General features: G+C 63.5%; 15 protein-coding genes. 7 read left to right on the forward strand and 8 right to left on the reverse strand.

Annotated features, from left to right (window positions below; genetic code table 11):
• Nucleotides 1–152 precede the first annotated feature (152 nt).
• From prmB to dapC, 5 genes are all read right to left on the reverse strand, one after another.
• Nucleotides 153–1,046, reverse strand: coding sequence for a 50S ribosomal protein L3 N(5)-glutamine methyltransferase (prmB, locus tag KQH60_RS07065; RefSeq protein ID WP_237576082.1), 894 nt, complete (start codon nucleotides 1,044–1,046; stop codon nucleotides 153–155).
• A 112-nt stretch (nucleotides 1,047–1,158) separates the two neighbouring features.
• On the reverse strand, nucleotides 1,159–2,298 hold the full coding sequence (dapE, locus tag KQH60_RS07070) for a succinyl-diaminopimelate desuccinylase (RefSeq protein ID WP_237575794.1): 1,140 nt from the start codon (nucleotides 2,296–2,298) through the stop codon (nucleotides 1,159–1,161).
• Nucleotides 2,299–2,310: 12 nt separating this feature from the next.
• On the reverse strand, nucleotides 2,311–2,685 hold the full coding sequence (locus KQH60_RS07075; protein ID WP_237575795.1) for an ArsC family reductase: 375 nt from the start codon (nucleotides 2,683–2,685) through the stop codon (nucleotides 2,311–2,313).
• Nucleotides 2,686–3,513, reverse strand: a complete 828-nt coding sequence (gene dapD, locus KQH60_RS07080) for a 2,3,4,5-tetrahydropyridine-2,6-dicarboxylate N-succinyltransferase (RefSeq protein WP_237575796.1) — start codon at nucleotides 3,511–3,513, stop codon at nucleotides 2,686–2,688.
• Nucleotides 3,514–3,581: 68 nt separating this feature from the next.
• Nucleotides 3,582–4,841 (reverse strand): succinyldiaminopimelate transaminase, encoded by a 1,260-nt coding sequence (gene dapC, locus KQH60_RS07085; protein ID WP_237575797.1) that lies wholly within the window; start codon nucleotides 4,839–4,841, stop codon nucleotides 3,582–3,584.
• Between the two features lie 254 nt (nucleotides 4,842–5,095).
• On the opposite strand from dapC, the gene smc reads away from it, so the two are divergent.
• The 4 genes from smc (at nucleotide 5,096) to def (ending at nucleotide 12,638) form a co-directional block, all read left to right on the forward strand.
• On the forward strand, nucleotides 5,096–8,614 hold the full coding sequence (smc, locus tag KQH60_RS07090; protein WP_237575798.1) for a chromosome segregation protein SMC: 3,519 nt from the start codon (nucleotides 5,096–5,098) through the stop codon (nucleotides 8,612–8,614).
• A 39-nt stretch (nucleotides 8,615–8,653) separates the two neighbouring features.
• Nucleotides 8,654–9,877 carry a cell division protein ZipA C-terminal FtsZ-binding domain-containing protein gene (locus KQH60_RS07095; RefSeq protein WP_237575799.1) on the forward strand — a complete coding sequence of 408 codons (1,224 nt, stop codon included), beginning with the start codon at nucleotides 8,654–8,656 and terminating at the stop codon, nucleotides 9,875–9,877.
• 185 nt (nucleotides 9,878–10,062) lie between these two features.
• Entirely contained in the window at nucleotides 10,063–12,102 is a 2,040-nt protein-coding gene (gene ligA, locus KQH60_RS07100; RefSeq protein ID WP_237575800.1) for an NAD-dependent DNA ligase LigA, read from the forward strand.
• A gap of 2 nt (nucleotides 12,103–12,104) precedes the next feature.
• On the forward strand, nucleotides 12,105–12,638 hold the full coding sequence (gene def, locus KQH60_RS07105; RefSeq protein WP_237575801.1) for a peptide deformylase: 534 nt from the start codon (nucleotides 12,105–12,107) through the stop codon (nucleotides 12,636–12,638).
• Between the two features lie 34 nt (nucleotides 12,639–12,672).
• Here the strand turns inward: def and KQH60_RS07110 are convergent, their stop codons facing one another.
• From KQH60_RS07110 to map, 3 genes are all read right to left on the reverse strand, one after another.
• The gene (locus tag KQH60_RS07110) at nucleotides 12,673–14,085 is read right to left on the reverse strand and encodes a pseudouridine synthase (RefSeq protein ID WP_237575802.1); all 1,413 of its coding nucleotides are present in this window, start codon (nucleotides 14,083–14,085) and stop codon (nucleotides 12,673–12,675) included.
• Between the two features lie 5 nt (nucleotides 14,086–14,090).
• The gene (locus tag KQH60_RS07115) at nucleotides 14,091–16,664 is read right to left on the reverse strand and encodes a [protein-PII] uridylyltransferase (protein ID WP_237575803.1); all 2,574 of its coding nucleotides are present in this window, start codon (nucleotides 16,662–16,664) and stop codon (nucleotides 14,091–14,093) included.
• 143 nt (nucleotides 16,665–16,807) lie between these two features.
• The gene (map, locus tag KQH60_RS07120; RefSeq protein ID WP_237575804.1) at nucleotides 16,808–17,614 is read right to left on the reverse strand and encodes a type I methionyl aminopeptidase; all 807 of its coding nucleotides are present in this window, start codon (nucleotides 17,612–17,614) and stop codon (nucleotides 16,808–16,810) included.
• A 659-nt stretch (nucleotides 17,615–18,273) separates the two neighbouring features.
• On the opposite strand from map, the gene KQH60_RS07125 reads away from it, so the two are divergent.
• From KQH60_RS07125 to tsf, 3 genes are all read left to right on the forward strand, one after another.
• Nucleotides 18,274–19,293, forward strand: coding sequence for an F-box protein (locus KQH60_RS07125; RefSeq protein WP_237575805.1), 1,020 nt, complete (start codon nucleotides 18,274–18,276; stop codon nucleotides 19,291–19,293).
• Between the two features lie 234 nt (nucleotides 19,294–19,527).
• Entirely contained in the window at nucleotides 19,528–20,274 is a 747-nt protein-coding gene (gene rpsB, locus KQH60_RS07130; RefSeq protein WP_237575806.1) for a 30S ribosomal protein S2, read from the forward strand.
• A 185-nt stretch (nucleotides 20,275–20,459) separates the two neighbouring features.
• Nucleotides 20,460–21,341 (forward strand): translation elongation factor Ts, encoded by an 882-nt coding sequence (gene tsf / locus KQH60_RS07135; RefSeq protein WP_237575807.1) that lies wholly within the window; start codon nucleotides 20,460–20,462, stop codon nucleotides 21,339–21,341.
• Nucleotides 21,342–21,387: the final 46 nt, after the last annotated feature.

The raw sequence follows: 21,387 nt of genomic DNA on the forward strand, positions 1-21,387 counted from the left end.
ATGCGTTGCATCTTACCTGTCATGGCCTTTTTTCGGCAGTGCCGATGTGGTGTGCACGCCGCAACGACGCATGTATCGGGGCGATGTGGCGCCGCAGCGTGCGGTTGTGTCTTTTGTTCAGCGGTGCTGTATCACGACAGGGCTGTCTTGCATCATGATTTGCGACGCGGCAGGTCTGCCGCCCGCAGCAAAAAGACGCTTTCGTCGCCGGCATGGGTCGGCAGCCACGTCAGCGGCAGGCCGCCGAACGCGGCTTCGACGTGGCGCCGCTCGTTGCCGATCTCGACGACCAGCAGGCCGTCGTCGGTCAGCCAGTCGCGCGCGGCGCTGATGATCTGGCGCACAATGTCCATGCCGTCGCTGCCGCCGGCGAGCGCGATCCTCGGTTCGTGGCAGTACTCGGCGGGCAACGCTTGCATCGATTCGTCGTTGACATACGGCGGATTGGTGATGATCAAATCGTACCGGCGTGGCGGCAGCGGCTCGAACAGGTCGCCTTCGAACAGCATGATCCGCTCATTCAAGTCGTAGTCATCGACGTTGTGCTGCGCCACCTGCAGCGCGTGCGCCGACAGGTCGACCGCGTCGATGTCGGCGCAGGGGAACGCGTCGGCTGCCATGATCGCCAGGCAGCCAGAGCCGGTGCACAACTCGAGCACCGCGCCCAGTTCGTCGGGCGCGTCGATCCACGGCGACAGCCGCTCGAGCAGCAACTCGCCGATGAGCGAACGCGGCACGATCACGCGCTCATCGACATGGAAACGATAGCCGTGTAGCCAAGCTTCGTGTGTCAGATAGGCGGCCGGCAACCGCTGCGTGACGCGCCGCTCGATGATGTCGAGTACCGCGCCGATTTCGTCGTCCAGCAGACGTGCATCGAGGAACGGGTCCAGCGTGTCGAGCGGTAGGTGCAGCGTATGGAGCACCAGATACGCGGCTTCATCATAAGCGGTTGCGTTGCCGTGGCCGAAGGCCAATTGAGCTTGGTTGAAGCGGGTGACCGCGTAGCGTAGCAAGTCGCGGACGGTCGAAAACGAGTGATTCATGGTAAGCGACGGCATGAGCGCCGGGTTGGACGTTGGCGGGTAGGAGGGGGCGCGGCGGCGTCGGACCGGGCTGGGGTTGGCGCCGCCACGGTGGCGCCAACCGTCCTGTACGTCATGCGACGAGACGCTCCAGTACACCCCGATATACGTTTTTCAGTGGCTCAATGTGGGCCAACTCGATATGTTCATCGACCTTGTGGATCGACGCGTTACACGGGCCAAACTCGATGACTTGCTTGCAGATCCGCGCAATGAAGCGGCCATCGGAGGTGCCGCCGGTGGTCGAGAGTGCGGGGCGTATGCCGGTCTCGGCCTCGATCGCCTGCTCAAGCGCGTTGGACAGGTCGCCGCGCGGTGTCAGGAACGGCATGCCGCTCAGGTTCCACGTCAATTCGTAGTCCAGCCCGTGGGCATCGAGGATCGCATGCACACGCGCTTTCAACTCGTCGGGCGTCGTCGCGGTCGAGAAGCGGAAGTTGAAATCGACGTTTGCACTGCCCGGGATGATATTGGTCGCGCCAGTTCCCGCATGCAGGTTGGATATTTGCCACGTGGTCGGCGGGAAGTACTCGTTACCCTGGTCCCATGCCACGCGCACGAGGTCAGTCAGCGCGGGCGCGAGCAGGTGCACCGGATTCTTGGCCAGATGCGGGTACGCGATATGACCCTGTATGCCACGCACGGTCAACGTGCCAGACAGCGAACCGCGTCGCCCGTTCTTCACCGTGTCGCCAAAGCGCTCGCCGGAGGTGGGCTCGCCGACCACGCAATAGTCCAGGCGCTCGCCGCGCGCTTCAAGCCGCTCGACCACCTTGACCGTGCCATAGCGCGCTGGTCCTTCCTCATCGCTGGTGATCAGCAGGCCGATCGAGCCGCGGTGCCGCGGATAGGCGGCGACAAACTCCTCGGCCGCGACGACAAAGGCGGCCAGTGACGCCTTCATGTCAGCTGCGCCGCGCCCGTACAGTCGGCCGTCACGTTGTACCGGAACGAATGGATCGCTGCTCCATTGCTCGAGCGGCCCGGTTGGCACCACATCGGTATGGCCGGCGAACGCTAGCAGCTTGCCTGCCGGGCCGTCAGCGCCGCGCTTGAGCGCCCACAGGTTGGTGACACCGCCCTCGGCGATGGTTTCGCAGTGAAAGCCGAGCGCCACGAGGCGCTCGGTCATCAATGCCTGGCAGCCTTCGTCCTCGGGTGTGACGGACGCACGGCTGATCAGGGCTTCGGTCAGGGCAAGCGTGCGGCTCATGGGCAGGAAAGGTCAGAACAGCGTTTGATACTGGTCGGCTGAGAAGCCGACCGCCTTGATGCCGTCGTCGGTCACGACCACGGGACGCTTGATTACCGACGGTTTGTCGATCATCAATGCGATGGCGCCGTCAGTCGTGCCGGCCGCCGCTTTTTGCGCTTTGCTGAGCGCGCGCCATGTGGTGCCGCGTCGGTTCACGAGCGTGTCCAGCGGCACCTGGGCGAGCCAGTCGCGCAGCAATGCTGCGTCGACGCCGGCCTTCTTGACGTCGTGGAACGCATACGCGACACCGTGCGCGTCGAGCCAGTCGCGCGCCTTCTTCACAGTGTCGCAGTTCGGGATCCCGTAGACGGTCAGCACGTTGCCGCGTGACTTGCTGCTGGCCATTCAGTCGCCCCGTAGCAGTTCGTTGATGCCGACCTTCGAACGGGTCTTGGCATCCACTTTCTTAACGATCACCGCGCAGTACAGGCTGTATTGGCCGTCAGCCGACGGCAGGTTGCCGGCCACGACGACGGAGCCCGGCGGCACGCGGCCGTACATGACTTCGCCGGTCTCGCGATCATAGATCTTCGTGCTTTGGCCGAGATAGACGCCCATCGAGATGACCGAGTTTTCCCCGACGATCACGCCCTCGACCACTTCGGAGCGCGCGCCGATGAAGCAGTTGTCTTCGATGATCACCGGGTTGGCCTGCAGCGGCTCGAGCACGCCGCCGATGCCGACCCCGCCGGACAAGTGAACGTTTTTGCCGATCTGTGCGCACGAGCCGACGGTGGCCCACGTGTCGACCATCGTGCCTTCATCGACGTATGCACCGATGTTGGTGTACGACGGCATCAGCACGACGTTCTTCGCGATATACGAGCCGCGGCGCGCGATCGCCGGCGGCACGACACGAAAGCCCCCGGCGGCGAAGTCCTCGGGCGTGTAGTTCGCGAACTTGGACGGCACCTTGTCGTAGAACTGCGAGTAGCCACCGGCGGCCATCGGCGCATTGTCTTCGAGTCGGAACGACAACAGCACCGCCTTTTTCAGCCATTGGTTGACGACCCAGTCGCCCTCCTTCTTTTCTGCCACGCGAAGCGTGCCGCGATCCAGCTCGCCGATCACGTGCGCGACAGCCTCGCGGATGTCGGCGGGGGCGGACTTCGGTGACAGCTCGGTGCGGTTTTCCCAGGCGGTGTCGATGATCTGCTGCAATGGTTGCGACATGACTTGATGACTCGAGTGTGGTTGGTATGGATGCCATGCGTGCGCGCCGTGCGGCAGGCGTCGGCGTGCTACAGGCTTTGGCAGAACTGGACGATGCGCCGCGCGCCTTCGATGCATTCGGCGCTGTCCGCGACCAGCGCGATGCGCACGTAGTCGCGTCCCGGGTTGACACCGTGCGCGGTGCGCGCGAGATAGGAGCCCGGCAGGACGGTGACATTATAGTCGGCGTATAAGCGCCGCGCGAATGTGCAATCGTCCAACCCGGTGCGCGAAACCCGCGCCCACAGGTAAAACCCCGCGTCGGGCATCGCGACATCCAGCACGTCGGCCAGCATCGGGGTGACGGTGCCGAATTTCTCGACGTACTGCCGGCGGTTGTCGCGCACGTGCTGCTCGTCGCCCCACGCAGCGATACTCGCAGCCTGGTAGACGGGGCTCAATGCCGAACCGTGATAAGTGCGGAACAATAGGAAGCGCTTTAGGATCGACGCGTCGCCGGCAACAAACCCAGAGCGCATGCCCGGCACATTCGAGCGCTTGGACAGGCTGGAGAACATCACGATGCGCTCGAAGCCGCGGCCCAATGCGTGGGCGGCTTGCAGCGCGCCGAGCGGCGGGTTGCGTTCGTCGAAGTAGATTTCGGAGTAGCACTCGTCGGACGCGATCGTGAAACCGAAGCGCTCGGACAGCGCGAAAATCTCCCGCCAATCGTCCAGGCCCAACACGGCCCCGGTTGGATTGCCCGGCGAGCACACGTACAGCAGCTGCGTGCGTGCCCAGACATCCTGTGGCACCGTGCCGTAATCGCATACGTAGTGGCGGGCCGGATCGCTGTTCACGTAGTACGGTTGCGCGCCGGCGAGTAGCGCCGCACCTTCGTAGATCTGATAGAACGGATTCGGGCACAGCACGACTGGCGGCCCGCCCGCGTCGCTTGCGCGGCGCGCGTCGACGACCGTTTGCGCGAACGCGAACAGCGCCTCGCGTGAGCCGGCCACCGGCAGCACGTTGGTGGCCGGGTCTACCGCCGGCAATCCATAACGGCGTTGCAGCCACGTCGCGATCGCGTGCCGCAACGGCGGCGTGCCGGCAGTCGCGGGGTACGACGCCAATCCATTGAGCGATGCGCAAACGGCCTCGCGAACCAGCGCCGGCGTTGGATGCTTCGGCTCACCGATACCAAAGCTGATCGGCGCATGGGTCGGCGAAGGCGTCACGCCGTCGAACAGCGCGCGCAGCTTTTCAAATGGATACGGTTGCAGCAGGTCGAGACGCGGATTCACTGGCAGGCCTTTATGGCGGCGTCGGGCACGGCGTTGGGCCGCCATGTCGATAGCGGGGACAAGTGCCGCCGCGTCGGTGCACGCGGCCGCCGCGTTGAACGCGGGTTAATTCGCAAACGCACAATTATAGCGTGCCTGCGCGCGCGGGCGTGCCCTGGCACGACACGCCGACGTGACGAACGGCCCAAGCGGGTTTGGAGCGCCAACGGGCGATGGTATGATTGGCTCCGAACGTCCGGTGGCCGCATGCGTGCCGCACGGACTCCATGCAATCTCTCTCTAGAACAGCGAATATCGCCGTGCGTCTGACCTCGATCAAACTCGCTGGCTTCAAGTCTTTCGTCGATCTTACTCATTTCCAGGTGCCGGGCCAACTCGTTGGCGTTGTCGGCCCCAATGGCTGTGGCAAGTCAAACATCATCGATGCGGTGCGTTGGGTGCTCGGCGAATCACGCGCGTCCGAGTTGCGCGGCGAATCAATGCAGGATGTGATCTTCAACGGCTCGACCGCACGCAAGCCGGCCAGTCGCGCTAGCGTCGAGTTGGTGTTCGACAATGGCGACGGGCGGGCGGCGGGCCAATGGAGTCAATACGCGGAAATTGCGGTCAAGCGCGTGCTCACGCGTGACGGCACGTCCAGCTACTACATTAACAACCTGCCAGCGCGCCGGCGTGACATCCAGGACATTTTTCTGGGCACAGGCCTGGGCCCGCGCGCGTACGCGATCATTGGCCAAGGGATGATTGCGCGGATCATCGAGGCCAAACCCGAGGAGTTGCGCGTCTTTCTGGAGGAGGCGGCCGGCGTGTCCAAGTATAAGGAGCGGCGCCGGGAGACGGAGAACCGCCTACACGATACGCGTGACAACCTGACGCGCGTCGAGGATATCGTGCGTGAACTTGGCACGAACCTGGACAAGCTCGAGGGGCAGGCCATGATCGCGCAGCAGTTCAAGGCGTTGCAGGCCGAGGGTGAGGAAAAGCAGCGCCTGCTGTGGCTGCTGCGCAAGAACGAAGCGCAAGCCGAGCAGGAGCGCCAGCAGCGAGCGATCAGCGCCACGCAGGTCGAGCTCGAAGCGCAGACGGCGAGGCTGCGCGAAGTCGAGGCGCAACTAGAGACGATGCGTGTCGCGCACTACGCGGCCAGTGATGCGATGCAGGGCGCGCAAGGGGCACTGTACGAGGCCAATGCTGAGGTCAGTCGGCTGGAAGCGGAGATCAAATTTATCGTCGAGTCGCGCAATCGTGCGCAGAGCCAGATCGCGGCGCTCACCGCGCAGCGAGATCAGTGGCAGCGGCAGGCCGAGAAGGCGCGCGACGAGTTGGCCGACGCGCACACGTTGCTTGCCGAAGCCGAGGAGCGAGCGGCGTGCACGCAGGACGAGGCGGCTACGCAAAACGATGCGCTGCCGGCGTTGGAAGCGCGGTGGCGCGATGCGCAGGCTAAGCTCAATGACGAGCGGGGCGCGATCGCGCAAGCGGAACAAGCGTTGAAGCTAGAAGCGGCGCATCAGCGTAACGCCGACCAGCAATTGCAGCAGTTACAGGTGCGGCTGGAGCGCCTGAGGAGCGAGCGGCAGGGGCTGGACGCGCCGGATGAGGCGCAACTCGAGGAACTGCGCATGCAGTTGGCCGAGCACGAGCAGATTCTGGACGATGCGCAGCAGCGGCTCGCCGACGCGCAACAGCAGGCGCCGCAGCTAGACGAGGCGCGCCGCGCCGCGCAGGAGCGCGTGCAACAGGAAAACGCGCGGATTCACCAGCTCGAGGCACGCTTGGCCGCGCTCAAGCAGTTGCAGCAGAACGTGCAGACCCAGGGCAAGCTCCAGCCGTGGCTGGACAAGCACGAACTGGCCGCGCTGCCGCGCCTGTGGAAGAAGCTGCACATTGAGCCCGGTTGGGAAATAGCGTTGGAATCGGTCCTGCGCGAGCGACTGGCCGCGCTCGAGGTCTCGAATCTGGACTGGGTCAACGCATTTGCCACCGACGCGCCGCCGGCCAAACTCGCGTTCTATGCGCCGCCGCCGGCCGGCAAGCCGCTGCAGGCGCCGACCGGACTGCGGCCGTTGCTGGCGCTGCTGCGCATCGATGACCCGGGACTGCGCGCGGTGCTCGGCGACTGGCTCGCCAATGCGTTCGTGGCCGACGATCTCAGCCACGCACTGGCCGCGCGCACCCAGCTGCCAGATGGCGGATGCTTCGTTGTCCAGGCCGGCCATCTGGTCACCCGCGTCGGCGTGCAACTGTACGCAGCCGATTCCGAGCAGGCCGGCATGCTTGCACGACAACAGGAAATCGACAATCTCGGGCGCGAGGTTCGCGCTCAGGCGTTATTGGCGGATGAAGCGCGCGGCACCGCGGTGCGCGCCGAGGCCGCGCATACGCAGGCGACGCAGGCGTTGACCGACGCGCGGGCACAGGTCGAACGCGCGACGCAGCAAGTGCATGCATTGCAACTGGACGTGCTCAAGCTGACCCAGGCGCATAAGCGCTACACGCAGCGTAGCGCGCAGATCGGCGACGAACTCGACGAGATTGCCGCGCAGATCGACGAGCAACGGGCACTGCGCAGTGAGTCGGAAAGCAATTTCGAGCGTTTCGACACCGAGCTGGCCGAGTTGCAGGCGCGCTTCGAAGAAGGGCAGTTGGCGTTCGAGGCGCTCGAAGAGACGTTGTCAGACGCACGCCAGAAGTCACGGGAGTTGGAGCGCGCGGCGCAGGATGCGGTCTATGCGCAGCGTAATGTCGCGGCTCGTATCGACGAACTCACGCGCAGCATCCAAGTCGCGCTGGAGCAGGACGAGCGGGTCGCCGGTGCGCTGGAAGAGGCGCGCGCCGAACTGGAGACGATCAACGAGCAAACGGCCCATACCGGGTTGCAGCAAGCGCTGGCGTTGCGCAGCGAGCGCGAGCAGGCGCTGCAGGCGGCACGCGCCGAACTCGATGCGCTGACCGGTCAATTGCGGCAGGCCGACGAGCAGCGCCTGGCGGTGGAGCGCTCGCTGCAGCCGCTGCGCGACAAGATTACCGAGCTGCAGCTTAAGGAGCAAGCGGCACGGCTTAATCGCGAGCAGTTTGGCGAGCAATTGGAGGCAGCCGGCGTCGACGAGGGGGCGTTGCAAGCCAAGCTCGGCGCGGACATGAAGCCATCGTACCTGCAGGGCGAGGTGACGCGGATCAATCATGCCATCACCGCGCTCGGCCCGGTGAACATGGCGGCGTTGGACGAACTGAGCGCGGCCCGCGAACGCAAGCAGTTCCTGGATGCGCAGTCGGCCGACCTGCAGCATGCGATCGAGACGCTCGAGAACGCCATCCGTAAGATCGACGAGGAGACGCGAGCGCTGTTGCAGGGCACCTTCGACGAGGTCAACCGGCATTTCGGCGCACTGTTCCCGCGCTTGTTCGGCGGTGGGCAAGCCAAGCTGATGATGACAGGCACGGAGATCCTCGATGCCGGCGTACAGGTGATGGCGCAGCCGCCGGGCAAAAAAAATTCGACCATCCACCTGCTGTCTGGCGGCGAGAAGGCGTTGACCGCGACGGCATTGGTGTTTGCGATGTTCCAGCTCAATCCGGCGCCATTTTGCTTGCTGGATGAGGTCGATGCGCCGCTGGACGACGCCAATACCGAACGCTTCGCGAACCTAGTGCGGGCGATGTCGGACAAGACGCAGTTCCTGTTCATCTCGCATAATAAGATCGCGATGGAAATGGCTCAGCAGTTGATCGGCGTGACGATGCAGGAACAAGGCGTGTCGCGGATTGTCGCGGTCGATATGGAAACGGCCGCGGGCTTCGCGCAGAACGCCGGGTAATGGACAGCAACACAAATAAGCTTTGCTGATGGAGTCTGCATGGATGAATTGACGCTCGGATTAATCGGTGCGGGCGCAGTGGTGGTGACCGGCGTGGTCGCGTATAACGCGTGGCAGGCGGCTAAGGTACGCCGCAGAATGCCCCGGCCGATGCCGGACGAGGCTGCGGCGGAGCTGGCGCGTGGGCCTGACGCGAATGAGGAACAGCCGTTTATCGAGCCCGCGGCGCTGGGCGCACGCCGCGAACCCGGGTTTGGCGCAGATCAGCCCGGGGCGCGCCGTGAACCGAGTTTCGGACCGTCGGCGGCGCCCGATACGCCGGTCGAATTGCAGGCGGACGGAGCCGGCGATGGCGGCGGCGCCGCGCAGGGCGAACCGCCCGCCGTGGACGACGGGCAGCCGGAGCCGATCATGCCGGCTGCGACGACGATCAACGCCGCACCGCCGGCGCTCGTGGATCGACGTATCGACTGCGTGGTACCGATCCGCATCACAGCGCCCGTTGCCGCCGAGAAGGTGCTGCCGCTCGCGCAACGGTTGCGGCGTGCCGGCGGCAAGCCGGTGTTCATCGAGGGCAAGGCCGAAGGTGGCGCGCACTGGGCGTTGCTGCAGCCGGGTGGCCGGTACCACGAGTTGCGCGCGGCGGTGCAACTGGCTAACCGCAACGGGCCACTGAACGAGTTGGAATTTTCGGAGTTCGTGTCCGGCGTGCAGGCTTTCGCCGATGCGCTGGATGGCGCGCCCGAATTTCCGGACATGATGGAAACGGTGTCGATGGCGCGCGAACTGGACGGGTTCGCTGCGCAATGCGATGCCCAATTGTCGGTCAACGTGTTGTCCGACGGCGCGCCGTGGTCGGCTAACTATGTGCAGGCCGTCGCATCGCAGGACGGATTGTTGCTGTCGCGCGACGGCACGCGGTTCGTCAAGCTCGACGCCAAGCAGAGCCCGGTGTTCATGCTGCAGTTCGGCGACACCAATTTCCTGCGTGACGACCTGACATACAAGGGCGGCACGATGATCACGCTGCTGTTGGACGTGCCGGTGGCCGACGAGGACATCTTGCCGTTCCGGCTGATGTGCGACTACGCGAAGTCGCTCGCGCAGCGCATCGGCGCTCGGGTCGTCGACGATCAGCGTCGGCCGCTGCCCGAGACGGCGCTGGCGGCGATCGATACGCAACTGATGACGTTGTACGCGAAGCTGGAACAGGCAGGTATTCCCGCCGGCTCGCCGGCGACCCGACGGCTGTTCAGCAATTGATCGGATCGGCGCGCTGGCGGCCGTTGGCCCGCCGCCAGTCGGTGAAGAGGTGCTCGGCGCGGCACCTGCGCGAGCCCGGTGCATGGCGCCGGGTTTTTTTACGCTGTCGTTCTGTAATAGCGCTTCCGGCGGATGCCGCCGCGTGCGGCTTCTTGCGATAATTTCACCATGAAAAACCGATTTTGATGTCACGCATGATGTTTCCGTCCTCCGCCGACCGTCCGGCCGAGCGCGCCGCCTGGCTGCGCACGGAGCTCGATCGCGCCAATCACGCGTATTACGTGCTCGACCGACCGGAGATCCCGGATGCCGAGTATGACAAGTTGTTTAAGGAACTCGAGCAGATCGAGGCGGACCATCCGGATCTGATCACACCCGACTCGCCCACGCAACGTGTCGGTGGCGCGGTCGCCGAAGGTTTTGCGCCCATCGTTCACGACGTGCCGATGCTGTCGCTGAACAACGGGTTCGAGGACAGCGACGTCGATGCATTCAACAAGCGCGTCAGTGATGTGCTGCAGCACGGTGACGTCGAATACGCGTGCGAGCTCAAGTTCGATGGCCTGGCAATCTCGTTACGGTATGAGAACGGCCGCTTCGTGCAAGCGTCCACGCGTGGCGACGGCACGACGGGCGAGGACGTGACCGCGAACGTGCGGACCATTCGGTCACTGCCCTTGACGCTCCACGGCGACGCGGTGCCGAAAGTGATCGATGTGCGCGGCGAAGTGCTGATGTTCAAGCGCGATTTTGAGCGACTCAACGAGCGGCAGCGCGAGGCGGGCCAGCGTGAATTCGCGAACCCGCGCAACGCGGCGGCTGGCAGTCTCCGGCAGCTTGATTCGAGGATCACCGCGAAGCGCCCATTGTCGTTTTTCGCGTACGGCATCGGCGTGCTCGACGGCGTGCCGATGCCGGACACGCATTCGGCGTTGCTCGACTGGTACGCCAGCATGGGTTTGCCGGTGAACAACGAGCGGGCGGTGGTCCGCGGCGCGGCGGGACTGCTCGCGTTCTTCCGCGACGTGGGCGCGCGCCGCGCGTCGCTGCCCTACGACATCGACGGCGTTGTCTACAAAGTCAACCGGCGTGACGAGCAAGACCGGCTTGGTTTCGTGTCCCGTGCGCCGCGCTTTGCGCTGGCGCACAAGTTTCCGGCCGAAGAAGCGCTGACCCGGCTGCTGGCGATCGAGGTGCAGGTCGGCCGTACCGGCGCGATCACGCCCGTTGCGCGGCTCGAGCCGGTGTTCGTCGGTGGCGCCACGGTGACCAATGCGACGCTGCACAATGAAGACGAGGTCCGTCGCAAGGATATCCTGATCGGGGACACCGTCATCGTGCGCCGCGCTGGCGATGTGATTCCGGAAGTGGTCGGTGCCATCAAGGAGCGCCGGCCGGCCGATGCGCGGCCTTTCACGATGCCAATCCAGTGCCCGGTCTGTGGCTCCGCAATCGAACGGCTGCCGGACGAGGCGATCGCGCGATGCACGGGCGGATTGGTCTGCGCCGCGCAGCGTAAGCAGGCGTTGTGGCATTTCGCGCAGCGGCGCGCACTCGACATTGATGGGCTTGGTGAGAAGATCATCGATCAATTGGTCGAGCAGGGCCTGATCCGTACGCCTGCGGACCTGTTCAGCCTCGGCTTTGCGACGGTGGCGCAACTGGACCGTTTCGCGGACAAGTCCGCGCAGAACCTGATTGACTCGTTGGAACGCGCGCGACATACGACATTGCCGCGGTTTATCTATGCGCTGGGTATTCGACACGTGGGCGAGGCGACCGCAAGGGACCTGGCCCGGCATTTCGGCTCGCTCGATGCGTTGATGGACGCCAGCGAGGAGGCGCTGCTTGAGGTCAACGATGTCGGCCCCGTGGTTGCGGAGGCGATTCGCCATTTCTTCTCAGAGCCGCATAACCGGATGGTGATCGAGCAACTGCGTGCAGCCGGCGTGCAATGGCTCGAGGGGCCGCCGGCCCCGCGGAAACCGGCCGGACCGCTTGCCGGCATGACGGTGGTGTTGACCGGTACGTTGCCGACCCTATCCCGCGACGCAGCGAAGGAGATGCTGGAGGCTGCCGGCGCGAAGGTCGCCGGATCGGTGTCGAAGAAGACGAATTACGTGGTGGCCGGAGTCGACGCGGGCAGCAAGCTGACGAAGGCCGAGGAGTTGGGCATTTCGATCGTGGACGAAGAAGGGATGCGTAGACTTTTAGAGGGTAAATAGCAATGATCCACGCCATTCTCAAAATGGGCGACCCGCGTCTGTTGCGCATTGCGAAACCGGTGGACAAGTTCGATACGCCGGAATTGCATCAACTGGTCCAAGACATGTTCGAGACGATGCGTGCGGCCAACGGCGCGGGATTGGCCGCGCCGCAGATTGGCGTGGACCTGCAGGTCGTGATCTTTGGCTTCGGGCGGAACGCACGCTATCCGGATGCGCCGGCCGTACCGGAGACCGTGCTGATCAACCCGATGATCACCCCCGTTTCGCTGGACATGGAAGAGGGATGGGAAGGCTGCCTGTCGGTGCCGGGGCTGCGGGGCATTGTCAGCCGCCTGTCGATGATCCGGTATGAAGGTCATGACCCGTACGGCCGGCCGATCGACCGTATCGCCGAAGGGTTTCATGCGCGGGTAGTGCAGCATGAGTGCGATCATTTAATCGGCAGGCTGTATCCGATGCGGATTACCGATTTTTCGAACTTCGGTTTCACTGAAGTGCTGTTTCCGGACCTAGATCCTTTGTCTGACGATTGACACAGGCCCGCGTCGTCGACGGGCGCCAGCGGCCTCAAAAGTGCTCGTCCGTGCGCAAGTAGCGCCATTGACCGGACGGCAGTGCGCCAAGCACCAGTTGGCCTATTCTGACGCGTTTCAGGCCGACGACCTCCAGGCCGACTAATTCGCACATGCGGCGGATCTGGCGTTTGCGGCCCTCGCGCAGCACGAAGCGTAACTGCTCGCCGTTTTGCCAATCGATCTGCGCCGGCTTGAGCCGCACGCCGTCCAGCGACAATCCTTCGCGTAGTTGCGCCAGCTTATCGGTAGGGAAATAGCGCTCCACCTGCTGCGTGTGCGTGCCGTAGCGCACGCGTACCAAGTATTCCTTTTCAACCTCGGACTGTTCGCCGATTAACTGCTTGGCGATACGGCCGTCCTGCGTCAGCACGAGTAAGCCGGTCGAATCGATGTCGAGCCGGCCGGCAGGCGCTAGCGAGCGCAGATGGGTGGCGGAAAAGCGCGTGGGCGCGGGATCGTCGCTCCAGCGATTTGCCGGCGTGATGAGCACGACGGCAGGAGGGTAGTCGCCTTCCGGCTGGCCGGAGACGTATCCGACCGGCTTGTGCAGCACGATCGTGACTTGCCGGGCTTGGGCCGCGCGTGCGTTGGGTAGTACGTCGATGCGCTGTGTAGCGGTGACCTTCGCGCCGAGCGTGTCGACAATCTGTCCGTCGACGCGGACCCAGCCCTTCTCGATCCATTCGTCGGCTTCACGGCGCGAGCACAGGCCGAGTTCGGACATCCGCTTCGACAACCGCATCTGGCCGGGCACATCGGCTTCGATCCCGCGGCGGATGTCGCGGCGCGGTATGCTCGCGTTGGCGTGCGGACGCGACACACGCGCCCGGTCCGTTGGCGCGCGCTCGGCCTGTCGTGCGCCGCCGCCTCGCTCGCGACTGCCGCGATCCGTGCCCCGGAACAGTTTGCCGGCGGCCACCTCATCTTGCCGCTTGGCGCGAGGCGCTTGCGTCGGCGCGGTGGCGAGACGGCGCGCCGACGCGCGTCGTCGATCCGGTGAGGGCGAAGTCGATGATGATGTTGATGATGTGGAGGTCGGCCTGGGCGTCGACGCAGCGCCCGGCAACGCGGGCGCGCGCCGAGCGTCGCGCGCGTTAGATCGGTCGTCGGAGTCCGCACGGGCAGGCGCCGCGGCCGCCGTTCGGCGCGGCACGGCAGCGTTGCCCGGCTTGTCGGCGTGCACGCTTTTGTGCCGCTTGCCGGCTGTCGTGGTGTGACCGCCGGCGGGCGTGGCCGGGCGGGGGGTGGGGCGACGTTCAGCCGGCGCACGCTGGTCGGCGTCGCGGCCTTCCCGCGGTGCCTGCGCGGCGATGCGCCGGATTGCGTCGCGCTTCGCGCCGGGTCGCACCGGCTGTCGCGACGGCGAGTCCGGTCGAGGATGTTTCGCGGTAAGCTTTACGCGCATAAGATTTAAACTGCGATCGCGCGCAGTAGTTCGGTTTCAAGTTGGATTTGCTTGCGGCTGTCAATCAAGCCGTTGCCATCAAGCAGGAAGACGTCCTCGACCCGCTCGCCGAGCGTGTTGATCCGGGCGGCCCGCACGCCGACACGATGGTCGGCCAGCACGCGCGCGATCCCATACAGCAGCCCGAGCCGGTCGTTGGCGGAGATCGATAATAAATAGTACTGGCCCTGTTCGTCGGCGCGAAGATCGACGCGCGGCGTGATCGGGAAGGCGCGTGACAGGCGTGACATGCGGCCCTTGATCGGCTCGGGCAACAGGTCGGGCGAGGTGAGCCGTGCTGCGAGTTGTTGCTCGACAAGGTTGGCGATGTCACGGTAGTGCACGCGTTCGTCGGTGCTGAGCACCAGGAAGTTGTCCAGCGCGTAGCCATGCCGCGTGGTGCTCACCCGCGCATCGAGCACGGACAGGCTGCTGCGCTCGAAATACGCGCAGATGCCGGCGAACAGATCGGGCCGGTCCTGCAAGTAGACGAGCACCTGTAATCCGTCACCGATTGGCGAGGTGCGCGCCCGCACGATCGGAGTCGCGCAATGGACATGCCGGTAAAGCACGCGGGTCTGCCATGCAATGTCGATTGCATCATGGCGCAGAAAGTAGCCAACGTCGAGTTGGTCCCATAGCGCTTGATGCGCGCCGTCCGGCACCGTTTGCAGCCGTAGCAGCGCGAGCGCTTCGTCTTTGCGCGCACGCTGCTCGGCGTGTTGGTCAGGCCGGGCACCCCCCAGTACGTTGAGCGTGATCCGGTACAGGTCTTCGAGCAGCTTGCCTTTCCACGCATTCCAGACCTTCGGGCTGGTGCCGCGGATGTCCGCCACGGTCAGCAAGTAGAGTGCAGTGAGCCGGCGTTCATCGCGCACGAGGGCGGCGAAACGGCCGATCACGGACGGGTCGGACGTGTCCTGCTTTTGGGCGACTTGGCTCATCGTCAGGTGATGTTCGACGAGCCACACGACCAGCGCGGCATCCTGAGGGTCAACGCCGTGCTCGCGGCAAAAGCGTCGGGCGTCGGCCATGCCCAGCTTCGAATGATCGCCGCCGCGGCCTTTCGCGATGTCGTGGAATAGCGCGGCGATATACAGCACCCACGGTCGGTCGAAGTTGGCGAACAACTGGCTACAGAATGGATACTCGTGCGCATGCTCTGCGATCGCGAAGCGCCGGATATTGCGCAGCACCATCAGGATGTGCTGGTCGATCGTGTACACATGGTACAGATCATGCTGCATCTGACCGACGATGCGGCGGAAATTGAGCAGATAGCGCCCAAGCACGCTCGTCTGGTTCATCAGCCGCAGTGCGTGCGTGATACCTTCCGGCTGCTTCAGGATCTCCATGAACAAGCGGCGGTTTTGCGGGTCGCAGCGCCATCTCCGGTCCATGATCTCCCGCGCGTTGTACAGCGCGCGCAGTGTCCGGGCGGACAGACCTTTGATCCCTCGCACCTGCTCGTACAGTAGGAATGCCTCCAAAATCGCGTTAGGCGCGCGCTGGAACACATCATCGTCGACGATTTCCAGCATGCCCTGTTTCTCGACGAAGTGCTCGGACAACTGGCGTGTGACGCCGCTGGTACGCGGGAAAAGTTGCGCCTCAATGTTCTGAATCAGGATGGTGGCCAGCTGTGTGACCGCCTTGGCGGCCCAGTAGTAGCGCCGCATCAATTGCTCGCTGGCGCGCTTCTCGCGCGTGCACCGGTAGCCGAATGCCTCGGCCAGCGCGGTTTGCAAGTCGAACACGAGAAGGTCCTGGCGTCGTCCGGCGAGCACGTGCAGCCGGGCGCGCAGCGTTTTCAAAAATTGCTCGTTGCGCCGCAGTTCGCGGCTTTCGCGCACGGTGATCAACCCGCGCGCCTCAAGCTCCTGCCAACTGTTGCCGAAGCCGGCGGCGCGCGTCATCCATAGGATCAACTGCAAGTCACGCAACCCCCCGGGACTTTCCTTACAGTTCGGCTCGAGGCTGTAGGGTGAGTCCTGGAATTTTGCGTGCCGCTGGCGCATCTCGAGCATCTTTGCGGTAAAGAACGCACGCGGATCGAGCGTTTCGTCAAAGCGCGCGAGGAACGCCTGCTGCAGCGTGATGCTACCAATGATCCGGCGAGCTTCGAGCAGCGACGTCTGCACGGTGACGTCCTGACGCGCGTCGTCGATGCACTGCTCGACGGTGCGCACGCTGCTGCCTAGTTCAAGCCCCAGGTCCCACGCCAGCCCAATGAAGCGCTCTATACTGGCCCGCAAGTTTTCGTCGGGCTCGTTGTTGAGCAGTACCAGGATGTCGATATCGGAATGCGGCGCCAGCCCGCCGCGCCCGTAGCCGCCCACAGCAAGCAGTGTCCATGCTGGCGGCATCGCGCACGCCTGCCATGCATCGACGAGCGCACCGTCGACCAGCCGCGCGAGCGAGCGCATGAGCGTGTCGACCTTGCCAGCCTGCGCGAACCGTTTAAGCAATTGGGCCTTGGCTGCCTTAAATTCGTTTTTCAGCGACGAGGGGGGCACGGTGGCCATAGCGGAGGCGCTCATGGACAGGCCTGCTTCATCGAATCGGGCGCGGCGCGACGGGTAACGCTGCGCGTGGCCGGCATGCGACTGCGTATCGTGACGCGAGGCAGGCGGCGTGTGACGGCGTATCGGTGTGGCGGACGGTGCGGGTCAGCACGCCAAACTCACGCGGTGACGGCAATCGTCGGCTTGGCTGGCGTGCCGGCCGACACGGTCAGCACTTCGTAGCCGGTTTGCGTAACCAGCACCGTGTGCTCCCATTGCGCGGACAAGCTGCGATCGCGCGTCTTAACGGTCCACTGGTCGGGCATCGTGCGGATGTCGCGGCGCCCCGCATTGATCATCGGCTCGACCGTAAAGATCATACCCGGCTGGATCTGCACGCCCGTGCCGGGGCGACCGTAGTGCAGGATCTGCGGGTCTTCGTGGAACACCGTGCCGATGCCATGGCCGCAATATTCGCGCACGACACTGTAGCCATGTGCTTCGGCGTGACGCTGGATTGCGTGCCCGATGTCGCCCAAATGCGCGCCGGGCTGCACTTGCTCAATACCGAGCCACATGCATTCGTACGTGACCTGCACGAGCCGCTTGGCTAGGATCGATCCTTCGCCGACGATGAACATTCGGCTCGTGTCGCCAAAGTAACCCTCCTTGATCACCGTGATGTCGATGTTCAGCGTGTCGCCGTTTTTTAGTTGCTTGTCGCCGGGGATACCGTGGCAAATCACATCGTTCACGGAGATGCAGGTTGCTTTCGGATACGGCGGATAGCCGGGCGGTTGATAGTTTAGCGGCGCGGGCACTGTGTGCTGTTCATTGATCATGTACTCGTGGCAGAGCCGGTCAAGCTCGCCGGTGGTGATGCCGGGCTTGACCAAAGGCGTGATGTAATCAAGCACCTCGCTCGCAAGGCGGCAGGCGACGCGCATCTTTGCGATGTCGTGTTCGGTTTTAATCGTGATGGTCATAGGGGGTACGCTGGGTAAAAGGCATAAAGTTGCGCCCCATTATCGCATCTTCGCTGTACGCAGACAGACGCTCGCACGCGTGGGGGAGCGTCGTCATCGGCAAAGTGGGCCGGGAGGGGAAAAATGTTACAGCGCTAAGACCGGCCAATGAATATGCTAGCGTATGCGTGATGTTTGGGTGGTGACTATGGCGTGGGCCCGCAGTATCTAGATAGTCTTGTCCATGCCCGTTCTCGATGCATAACCGAATGAGCTTGCCAATGGATTCCGATTCGAATTTCACAATCAACAGCGTTCAAACCGCTTTATATGCAACGGAAAGCCAGCAAGCCGGTCGTCCTACCGCAGCACCGCCTAATCCTCCTGGTCTGACGGTACCTGCCAGCGTCCGCGGGCAGCCCAGTGCGGTGACACGTGCAGCGGCTGACTCGGCAAGCCGTCCGATGGTGCATTGGGCGGCGAACCGGACAAGCCGTCCGACAACGTACCATGACCTGCCGCCCGAAATCATTCAGCAGTTGGCCGACCACGTGCCTTTCGGCGATATTGGCAATTTGGCGACTGTGGACAGGCGGACATACCGCGCATTGCAAGAAAGACGGCTGAGTTGGCTTTGCTGCCGGCGGGCTCGCTATGCCCGTGAAATGGATCTGGCGTCGATGCAACAATTGCTCGCTGAAATTGAGTGTATTTACGCCGAGCCGACGTTGCGCGTCGAGCCGCTCGACGCACTGTGGCCACGATTAGCGGATCTGCCCGAAGAGCAGCAGCTAGCGGCGTTCCAACGATTTTTCGAGGCCGCAGGCCGTGTGCCGCGGCAAGGCTTGCAAATACAAAAAGAGATGATCCGGTCCATACTCAACTTTCCCAACAGGTTGCAACGCCCTTTATATGAATGGGTGTATGCAGACGCCGAACGACGCAGCCGTGAACAAGGAAGCACCTGGGCCGCTGTTGCATCGCTGTTCAGATGCTCATTCAGCACCGCGTCGCGGTACGAAAGTGAATTTCAAGCTTTTTTGGGCCGGCTTCCCGCGTTGGACGTGACTGGGCAGGCCGATTTGCTCGTGGAATTGGCAATGCTATTGCCTGGCATGCGCCGCGGCGAGCACGCTGATGCGAAAATCGTCCAGTATTACGGGATGTTGCAGCAACGGGTGCAACGCCTACCCGCGTCACACCGAGGTGCAGCGATCGGCATGCTGGCCCACGTGATCTGGGCGTTGCCCGTCGAACACAGAGCCGTGCACTATGCCGATCTGCGGCACTTGACGCTATCGCTGCCAGATCACCAATTGGGTGACGCACTACACTACCTGCCATCCGTGCTCGGGGTATTGCCGATAGAACAACAAGCGCATGAGTTATCGCTACTCGAGCCCGCCATTCAACGCGCGTTACCTGAGCACCGCATATGGGTGGCGCTCGGGCTGCTTGAGGGCGCGGTGAAGTTGAGCGAAGCGCTGTCAAGCCAGTTATGGCGGCGTGCACTGCGTCTGCTTGACGGCGGTGATGAAGCGGACGTGCTGCTTGTGCTCGAGGAAATAGACGACCGGTTTATCCCGTTCTTGCCCGCGCAGCAATGGGAAAACGCAAAAAACGAGATCCGGGCATTCGTTGAACGTAACCCGCTTAGCGAGGACGCTCGCGCCGAATTGCTTGGATACCTGGAGGAATGACAGTGGCATGCGCAGCAGGCGACGGCAAAGCGTGCGCATGAATTGATCCGAATGCTCGAGTTAACGTGCTCACGCAATCGGCGCGCTTGAGGAACGTTGCGTATACGTGCTAAAATTGAGAACTAATCGGCTTGTAGTCGATTAAATCACAAACCGGTGCGTCCAAGGGTGTTCGCGCAGTATAGGCGCGGATGCGGCAACCGGTTTCAGACTCAACCCTTCGTGGAGAATTTCATGGCAGTCACAATGCGTCAAATGCTGGAAGCGGGTGTGCACTTCGGTCACCAGACCCGCTTTTGGAACCCGAAGATGGCACCCTTCATCTTCGGTCATCGCAACAAGATTCACATCATCAACCTCGAAAAGACGCTGCCGATGTACAACGACGCGCTGAAGTACGTGCGTCAGTTGGCGGCGAATCGGGGTACGATTCTCTTCGTCGGCACGAAGCGTCAGTCGCGCGATACGATCGCTGAAGAGGCGGCGCGCGCCGGCATGCCGTACGTGAACAACCGCTGGCTTGGCGGGATGTTGACGAACTTCAAGACGCTGAAGACGTCGATCAAGAAGCTCAAGGACATGGAAGCGGCGATCGAGTCCGGCGAAGTCGAGAAGATGAGCAAGAAGGAAGCGCTGATGTTCGAGCGCGAGATGGCCAAGCTGCAAAAATCGATCGGTGGCGTGAAAGACATGGGTGGCATTCCGGACGCGATCTTCGTGATCGACGTCGGCTACCACAAGATCGCCGTGACTGAGGCGAGAAAACTCGGCGTGCCGGTTATCGCGGTCGTTGACACGAACCACTCGCCAGATGGCGTTGACTATGTCATCCCGGGTAACGACGACGCGAGCAAGGCGGTCGCATTGTACGCGCAGGGGGTCGCCGATGCGATTCTTGAGGGTCGCGCGAATGCGCTGAACGATGTCGTGCAGTCGACTCGCGGCGACGACGAGTTCGTTGAGGTCAACGAGCAGGCGTAACCCTGCATCAGCGACCAGTCAAGCAAGGGGCTTCACTGAGCCCCTTTTTTTTAGCTGGCGTGGTTCCCGGCCCAGGTGCCGCCGCGACGCGCGGCTTGCGCGAGCGGCGTAGCGGAACAACGGATCGTGGCCGCGCGCGGTGTGTGGACAACCGAAATAGTCCGACAGATTTACAGGAGCGAACAATGGCGGCAATTACCGCAAGCATGGTTGCAGAACTGCGCGCGAAGACCGATGCGCCGATGATGGAATGCAAGAAGGCGTTGACCGAGTCCGACGGCGACATGGCTCGTGCCGAGGAACTGTTGCGCGTGAAGCTGGGCAACAAGGCGAGCAAAGCCGCGGCGCGCGTGACTGCGGAAGGCGTCGTGGCGTCGTTCATCGGCGGTGGCGTCGGCGCGCTGGCCGAGTTGAACTGCGAAACGGATTTTGTCGCGAAGAACGACGACTTCATCGCTTTTTCGAAGAAAGTCGCCGAGTTGGTCGCGACACAGAATCCGGCCGACGTCGCCGCGCTGTCGGCGCTGCCGCTGGACGGCTCGAGCGTTGACGCGGTGCGCACGGCGCTGGTCGGTAAGATCGGCGAGAATATCTCGATTCGCCGCTTCTCGCGCTTTGACACGACGCGCAAGCTCACGTCGTACCTACACGGCACGCGCATTGGCGTGCTGGTCGAATATGATGGCGCGGACGAGCAAGTCGGCAAGGATGTCGCGATGCATATCGCCGCGATGAAGCCAGTATCGCTATCGTCGGCCGACGTGCCGGACGAACTGATCGCCAAGGAGCGCAGCATTGCCGAGCAGAAGGCCGCTGAGTCGGGCAAGCCGGCTGAGATCGTCGCGAAGATGGTTGAAGGCAGCGTGCAGAAATACCTGAAGGAAGTGTCGCTGCTGAACCAGCCGTTCGTGAAGAACGACAAGCAGACCGTTGAACACATGCTGAAGGCCGCCAACACGACGGTGCAGCGGTTCGTGTTGTTCGTCGTCGGCGAAGGTATCGAGAAGCGTCAGGACGATTTCGCGGCCGAAGTGGCCGCGCAAGTCGCCGCCGCGCAGAAACAGTAGGCCGTTGCGCGGCAGCGCTCGCGCGCCGGTTGGCGCGCGGTACCGC

The organism is Mycetohabitans sp. B8 (assembly GCF_021991875.1).
GTDB lineage: Bacteria > Pseudomonadota > Gammaproteobacteria > Burkholderiales > Burkholderiaceae > Mycetohabitans.